The 8,075-nt window shown below is 46.2% G+C and carries 4 protein-coding genes; 1 reads left to right on the top strand and 3 read right to left on the bottom strand.

Going from position 1 to position 8,075, the window contains the following annotated elements; all coding sequences use genetic code 11:
* Positions 1–124: 124 nt before the first annotated feature.
* From V5298_RS18545 to V5298_RS18535, 3 genes are all read right to left on the bottom strand, one after another.
* Complete coding sequence (locus V5298_RS18545) at positions 125–664, bottom strand: hypothetical protein (protein ID WP_332932917.1); 540 nt, start codon at positions 662–664, stop codon at positions 125–127.
* An 82-nt stretch (positions 665–746) separates the two neighbouring features.
* Positions 747–4,547, bottom strand: coding sequence for a CBM35 domain-containing protein (locus tag V5298_RS18540; protein WP_332932916.1), 3,801 nt, complete (start codon positions 4,545–4,547; stop codon positions 747–749).
* 231 nt (positions 4,548–4,778) lie between these two features.
* Entirely contained in the window at positions 4,779–5,879 is a 1,101-nt protein-coding gene (locus V5298_RS18535; RefSeq protein WP_332932915.1) for a mandelate racemase/muconate lactonizing enzyme family protein, read from the bottom strand.
* A gap of 535 nt (positions 5,880–6,414) precedes the next feature.
* Here V5298_RS18535 and V5298_RS18530 point away from each other — a divergent pair.
* The coding region (locus tag V5298_RS18530; RefSeq protein ID WP_332932914.1) for a TonB-dependent receptor plug domain-containing protein at positions 6,415–8,075 on the top strand (1,661 nt) is incomplete at its 3' end.

The raw sequence follows: 8,075 nt of genomic DNA, 5'->3' as shown, positions 1-8,075 counted from the left end.
CGTCCGGTACTCACAATTCCCCAGTTTAGCATTGTGGCTCCTTATCTCATGGCAGTGGTTATAGAATATATACGCAAAAGGGGCGTCATGCCGACACCCCGTGAACAAGATATTCAGTAAGGGTTTATTTGCCCATAATGCGGGTTCTTTTTAAAGCGGCAAAAATACACGCCAGCAAAAGTAACCCACCGGTAGCGGGGGCCGGTACGCTTGTGGGCGTGACGTCAATGTCGTTGCCAAATGCATCGGCAAGGTAAAAGTCGAGAATGCTAAAGTCGCCATCAAAAGCGCTGGTGGCCGTAAAAGTGGCCTGGCCTAATGAAAAGCTACTGGCGGGCAAATCGGCACTGTCGAACCACAGGGTGAATATTTCTACGATATTGTTGTCGAAAAAAGATAAGTCAGCAGCATAGAAGAAGGCACTGCTTAAAATGTCAGTGCTAAAGTCAAAGTTGTCAAAGGACAGGGCGGTCTCGTCAAAGAGAAGATCAAAGCCCAGTTCTGCCGCATTGGCATCAATATCGACAATAGACACATCCAGTAAAACCGTTTCGCCGGCGTCATAGCTACCTTTATCGGTATTTAGGTTAATGGATGTTGCTTGACTGTGCGCGCTAACGCAGCAAAAAAGTAAACTGGTCAGTAGGGTGGTTAATGGTTTCATGAGTATTCCTTTTCTGTGTTGGTCGTGATACGCCCTATTCATACAAACTATAGGGCGTATGGTTTTTCATCGTAATTTAGCTTTATTCAGCGGCGCAGTTAGCCCGCGTGCAAAGGGCCATAAAGCCTCTAACATCGCGACTGGATAAAACACCGTCGTTGTTAAAGTCAAAGCTAAGATCGGTTATCTCTTGGGTACGAATGCCTTGATAAAAGGCGGCGACATCGTTGACGTCCACATCTTCATCGCCGTCGAGATCACCCAATATTGGCGCCGCCGAATCGAAATCCAGCGTGATGTAATCCATGTTGATCCAACCGGTATCGTCGGCATCCAGCTGATAGCGGATGGTGTTCGTGCCCGCGTGGAGGGTCAGTAGCTCGGTTTGGTTGCTCCACGCATTCCATTCTACTGTTGTGGCAAAACTGCTTTGGAGTACGTCCACATCGTTAACATAAACACTTAATGTACGATTTCCGGCAGGGCCGAAAGTACCCATGGCATAACGCATATCCACTAAGTATTGCCCCGCGGTCTCTACCTCTACGGTAAACTCAACGGTATCGCCTTCGGTGATAAAGTCTTCCACATAGCCAGTACCGTGGAAGCCGTCGTGTTCGCTGCCTATGCCAATTCTGTGGCCATTGATGGCGGCATCTTCAGCTTCGTAAGCGCCTGTTACTTCAACTTCTTCATCGTCCTCATTGGTGGAACCTGATACTAGGTTAAGCAGCATATAGTCGAGATTTACTAAGCCTGTGTCATCGGCATCAAGTTGATAGGCAATGGTATTGTTGCCTGCTGCGAGTGTGATCGGGTCGGTTTGCACACTCCAGCTATCCCAGGCACTGGTTGGAATAAAGGTGGTTTTTGCGCTGTATTCCTCGTTAACATAAATACTCAGTGAATGGTCGAGATCAGGAGCGTCGCTTTGTAGGGCATAGACCATATCTATGGTGTACTCACCACCAATGGGTACTTCAACATTAAAGACCACAGCGTCGTTAATATCTTCTATGTTGCTAACATAGCCAAAGCCACTAAATCCTTCGTAGGTATTATCAGAGGTGGTGCCAACCAAAGTGGCTTCTTCGGCTTCATAAACCTTGTTCAGTACAATTTGATCCAGATTCACCACGCCAGTATCGTCACTGTCTAGCTGTAATTTAATGTCGTTATTGCCGGGCAGTAGGGTAACCAGGACTTCCGTTTCATCCCAGATATTCCATTCACCTGTGGTGGTAAATACACTTTGCACCTGATCTGTGCCATTGACATATACACTCAATGTACGATCACCACTTGGGCCATATAAACCCATGGCGTAACGGGTGCGCATAATGTATTGCCCACCTTCAATCGCATTCACTGTAATTTGCACAGAGTCACTCACGTTAAACATGTCACCAACAAATCCTGTGCCCATATAACCGGCGTGTTCATTACTGACTTTTGCTGAGCCCAATAACGTGCCATCTTCCGCCTGTTGCGTGAGGCTTTGGTTCGTTACCGAGATGTAGTCAATATTAATGCCGGCATCATCCGAATCTTTCTTCAACGTTAAGGTGGCGCCCTCGGGAATATTTACCGATATCACTTCTGAATTGGTATAGGTGCCCGACCAACCGCCGGTAGCGGTAAAGTTAATATTGATCGCGTGCTCGCCATCAACATACACACTGTAAGAGCCGGTATTTTTAGAGGCGTAACTTAAATACAGTGATGTGGCCGCAGGCATATTAGTAAATTCGATCCCTGAACCATCGGTGTGAATATTTTCCACACCCGCGCCACCAGAAGCATTGCTATCGGAATAAATAGAACCACTACCAAGGAGGTTGCCACTTTCCGCTTCTATTTGGGTATATCCGGAAGCGTCCACGAGTCCTGGTACATCAGGGGCATCGGGGATCCCGTCTAACAGATAAGCATATTCGTCTTCTATACCGGCATTGTCGATAATATCCAGTGCTTCCGCAGGCCAATCTGCATCTGGTACCACCGTTAGGTTGGTAATGGTGGAGTTAGGCGCTCCTATCTGATAAGCCCCAGAGGTGGAATATATGTTGTCGTAGTGATTGTCGCGTTTGTCACGCCACGCGTTTAACTCGAAGTTGTCTTGCCCTGGTACAATCTCAAACACCAAATCGTTACCGGTGTAATAAGCGGTTCCTTCATCGGGATGGTAAACACCCTGGAAATAAGTGGTTGGGGCTTTGACATAGTTGCCATTGGCTTCTGAGTTGGGCTGGCTGCCTAACGTGTAAAAAGCGCCACCGTCGTGTAGGTAGGTCATTACATTGTACACGCGGTTGTTATTAAATTTGTTGTTTCGTGCCACCGTTGTGGGGTTATCTGGGAGGGTTTCAACGGCGAAGTTATTCCAACCCCAGCCAAGGCTAACGCCCGAGTATTTGGTGTTCTGGATCTGGTTATGCAGAATTTCCAAGCCATCGGTGAAAAAGCCCGTTATTGCCGCATGACCAAAATAAATACGAGTGGTGTCATACAGTAAGTTATTTTTTACCAGTATGTTTTGCACTACGCCCTCTTTGTCCACGGGGTATTTTTCGTATTCACCGCCATCACCAATATACACGTGTTGTGGGTGAGCTATGTTTATTCCTGAGCCACCTATATCGACAATGGCATTACCGATAATTTGTGAATCTACAACATCGTTAGTAAAGTTAATGCCTTCATTGCCAATGTGTTTCACTGTGCCATTTTGAATGCTGATCCCTTCGGCATTGTTGACATTAATGGCTCCGGGCATCACATCGTAAGCGGTGTATTTGTCGTTGTGCCAGTTACCATCGCTGTAGGCCATCTTCCACGTGGCAGCTTGCACCGTTGCTTTGCCCGCAGAACCACCCACTTGAGGCAGCGTGGCTTCGGTATTGGCAAAGGTAATGCCGTCAAACACGATATCCGATACCTTATCGGCCACCGAGTTACCACTGATATTCAATAGCGTTTGAAGGCGAGGCGCATACACTTCGGCGGTGGTCATATCAACGCCGTCGGCATAGTAATAAAGAGTCTGATTGGCACGATCAAAATAAAACTCGTTGGCTTCGTCTAAAAATTCATAGGCATTTAACAGGGTGTGGGTACCTGAATTACGAAAGGCGCCCCAATTTTGGTTTTGTGCAATAGCCGCGTAAGGCTGGGAAAACTTAAGAATGCGTTCACTTCCATCAATGACGCTGTCCCGAACGGTAATGAAATTGGTATTCCAGGTGGTTTGGTTCATGATTTCCACATCTGAAGGGTTGCTCAGAGTCGGAATATCACTAAGGTTGTAGGCTGCACCATCCGCTTCGGTGCCGCTTATGCGTGCCCAATCTGCTTGGCCTGCGGTAATGGTGTAGGTGCCCCAGTCGCTGTTTGGGCGAGCGGTGGTACTGGCCATATAGGCGCGTTCGTCATTGACGATCAGGGTGCGTAGTTTATTGGTATGATCCAACGTGGCCTTATAAATATTGCCGTCGTGCACCGTCCAATCCGTTACCCGGGTTGCCCCGTTTAATACCGGAACTTCATCATCATACGCCTTGTAGATAACCTGATAGCCGTTGCTACCGGAATCGGCGGTGGTCAGTTCTAACGGGGCGGATATTTCATAATTTCCTCCGCGCAGGTAAACAATAATATCGCCGGTCATATTGGTATTTACGCTGCGTACAGCGTCCCGGGCTTTTTCAAGGGTTTTAAATGGCGAGGCTAATGTGCCTGTATTGCTGTCGCTTCCGTCGGTGGCTACGTAAAAGACCTGTTGGGTTTCGGCATGGGCAATAAGAGAATAGAACTGGGTTAGGGCCAGCACTATTACAAAAAATAGCGGGTGGTTTAGTCTGTGTCTGTGTTGTGAACTGTTCACTGATTTTCCCTCTAACGGTTTATTTCGCACTTTTTCGTGCATCAATTGATATATCAGTTACTGCATTTAATATATTTAAGGTAGAGGTTAAATTTATCAATCCTTTTTGTCAATATATTGTAAATAAAATGTGATTATTATTTTTTTCGCTATTTTTAATGAAATGCAGAGAAAGGGGGGATAGCGCGTCACGGCAGCAAGATTGTCACCGTGGCGCTGGATAATAATGGGTTAGCGGCTTTCTGCTATGGAGGGGGACAATTCTTTAATGGCTGTTGGGCATAAACTCAGACCGTGTCCTGGCGTGTCGGGCAGCACTATATGGCCGTTTTCAATGACAAAGGGTTTTGCCACTATATCGTCCCAATTTAGCATGGAATGCTCAGTATAGAGGGTTTCAGGGAGCGCAGAAGCAATATGGGCTCCCAATTCCATCGGGGTATTACCTAAAGACACGGAAATGCCTTTCTCTGCACACAGCCATGCGATCTTGTGGGCACCAGAGAAGTCGCCGTGAATATTAATCACATCAGCGGCGTCATTGTCCACAAGGGCTTTTTTGCCCGCAAGGTTAAGGTATTCTCCGGCATTGATATAGGTATCTTTTAGTGCCGCTTTCATTTCGATTAGGCCTCGGGTGTCGTGGCGCAAGATAGGATCTTCCACCCAATAGATAGGAAATCCGGCATTTTCAAAGGCGCGAATACGACGAATGGCCTCTTTGGGGGACCAGGCTTCATTGGCATCCACCATTAACAATGGCGTCGTACCAACGGCGTCGGTAACCAGTTGCAGGCGGGCGATATCTCTTTCTATATCCGGGTGACCCACTTTTACTTTATAACCGCTAAAGTTGTGCTTAGTGGCCGCAGAATAAAAATCAAAAACCTGTTGGTCAGTCATGTGATAACACACCCCACTTCCGTAAGCTTTAACCTTGTTTTTAGTGCCACCAAAAAACTGGTACAGCGGTTGATTCACACGCTTTGCCGCCAAATCCCACAATGCTTGGTCAATGGCTTGATCCAGATGATAGGGGAGAGGCTGAATATTCCCTCCTCGTGGCCGGCTTAATTGGTGAATTAAGCCTTCGGGTGTGCGATTGCGCATCTTGGGAAGACATTGCTGTGAAAATAACGCACTGATAAAACTGGCGTCAGGCAAGGGCGCAGATAGTGATTGAAAAAAGCCGAGACCCTTCATCCCATTGCTGTCAAACAGTTCTAATGCACCAATCCACACGTGGCTTGAAGAAATTTGTGAGTCCCCAATTATTCGATCTCTTGGGAAGTCAAAACAATGAATGCGGGCGTGTTGTATTGTTGAATTCATGGCGTTCTCATCTCTCGAAGGCTGATCTATAACGTTCTCAACCTGTCTATAGTGTTCTTACTGTACAGCGTTGCAGCGCAAAGGTGTGTACGGCGTATAGGTGCCTGGCGGCTTTAGTCGCCAGGTCACCTTTTTAACTGATATCTCAATCGCTGCACCATGGGCGGCTGATTGCCGACAGAATAGCAATTGTGACTTGTACATAGGCATCATGACTTGTGAATTGCTTGTTAAATATATTGGGTTTGATTAGACCAATCTCTGCCTTTCTTCTGCCTATTCACACTGTTCAGTAACAATAAAAATACATTCACTTTTAAGAAATCAGTGATTATCCATATCAATCTTAGTCATTTTGCGTATTATAGTTAACTAGATGTAATCTCAGCTGTCAAACTGATATTTTAATCTTTATGTTAAAAACATATGAAAATGTTGTTGAAATATCAATTGCGACATGTAATATTCTCTTCATATTGATGCTTAGAGATAACCGCTATCGGTACTCAGCACAAATTCTATCGAGGGAGTAAACATGAAATTTAATAAATCATTAGTAGCCGCTGCGGTTACCTCTGGGATGCTTTTCAGTCAGTTTGCCGTGATGGCCGCTGAAGATGGCAGTGATGATGTTGAAGTGATTGAAGTACGAAGTGGTATTAGAGGAAGCATCATTAATTCACAAAACCTTAAACGCAATTCCCAAGGCGTGGTTGATGCGATAACCAGCCAAGATCTGGGGAAGTTTACCGATGATAATATCGGTGCAGCCATAGCGCGTATACCGGGCGTTCAAATTCAACGTAACGATAATGGTATAGGTGGCGATCGTGCGTCTATCCGCGGTATGGGCCCGTTATTTGTCAATACCACGGTCAATGGTCGTACTCCTTTATCTCACGGTGATGAAGGGATTGGTAATATTCGCCAATTCAACCTTGATGTGATCCCCACAGAAATCATCAGCGGCGTGGTGGTGCGCAAAATGCCCACAGCAGAAACCATAGAAGGTGGTATTGGTGGTTCGGTAGAGCTGCAAACCATGCAACCTCTGCAAGCGCACAATCTATATAAGAACAATGATAATTTTGGCGGCGTAGTTACCGTCTCGGCAATTAATGACAGCTTAACTGAGCAATGGGAGCCTAAGTTCTCCGGGGTATTTGGTGCCCGTAATGATGACAACACCATTGCCGGCTATGTGGCCATTGTCTCGTCTGATATCGACTATTCGGTGGACGAAGCCTATACCCGTGCCCAAGAGCGGGATATTCAAATCGATACCGATGGTGATGGGATTGCCGATAGAGTCGAAGAAGATGTGATTTCTCATAGTCGTATTACCATGAACGCCATCCGCGGGAATAAAGAGCGTGAATCGATTTCTTATGGTATTGAATGGCAAGCCAGAGATGACATTAAAGTGGGGATTAATGGCTACACCTCCACTTATGATGTGTATTCTCAGCGGCCAACGGTGGATCTGTTCTTTGATTACAATGGCGTTTTTGATGAAGATGCCATATCCATTGAAAACAACTTTGTTCAGTCCATTGACGGGTCAGGGATCACCGATCCCGGTGGCGATTTTAAGGTCGAAAATTTTGACCTCTTGTTTAATAATTTATCCGAAAATAATGTTGTCGGAATCAATTTTGAATACGGTGCCTATAGCGACTTTACCTTAAAGGCAGATATCTCTTATTCCAGTGTGGAATTTGTTCAAGACTTGCGTTTGGGCATTATGGGCGCTTACGGCCTCGATCCTGCTGACTTCCGTTTTGATGGCACCGGTGATTTGCCCTCCTTTACCTATGGTAGTGAAGTTAACGATCCGGATTCCTACGTGAGTGTTGGTTTCTTCGGTCGTGATCGTCGCGGTAACAATGACCAATTAGCCATCAAGCTGGATGCGGAATGGGTATTGGATGATGGCATTAACATTAAAGCCGGTGTGCGCCGCGCAGACACCGAAATTGATGTCCGTGAAACTGGTCGCTTTACCTTGTTATGGGATGATCCCGACCTTGCTGCGGCATCCTTTACCGGCAACATGACGGAAACCCTGTTTCCAGGTGCTAACATCAATTTCAATCAATTTTTAGAGCCGGATTACGATGCTCAAGCGGCGGTTTATCCTGATATTTTTAATGAACGCGCATCCTCCTCAGCAATTAATGGCTCGTTACTTAATGC

It is taken from the genome of Alteromonas sp. 14N.309.X.WAT.G.H12, assembly GCF_036697315.1.
Taxonomy (GTDB): domain Bacteria; phylum Pseudomonadota; class Gammaproteobacteria; order Enterobacterales; family Alteromonadaceae; genus Alteromonas.
Note: the sequence above shows the minus strand (reverse complement) of the source record. Positions and strands in the feature narration are given on the sequence as shown.

Bases quoted from the DNA above. Each gene is read 5' to 3' on its own strand.
- V5298_RS18545 (WP_332932917.1), bottom strand. From the start codon at position 664: ATGAAACCATTAACCACCCTACTGACCAGTTTACTTTTTTGCTGCGTT.
- V5298_RS18535 (WP_332932915.1), bottom strand. From the start codon at position 5,879: ATGAATTCAACAATACAACACGCCCGCATTCATTGTTTTGACTTCCCA.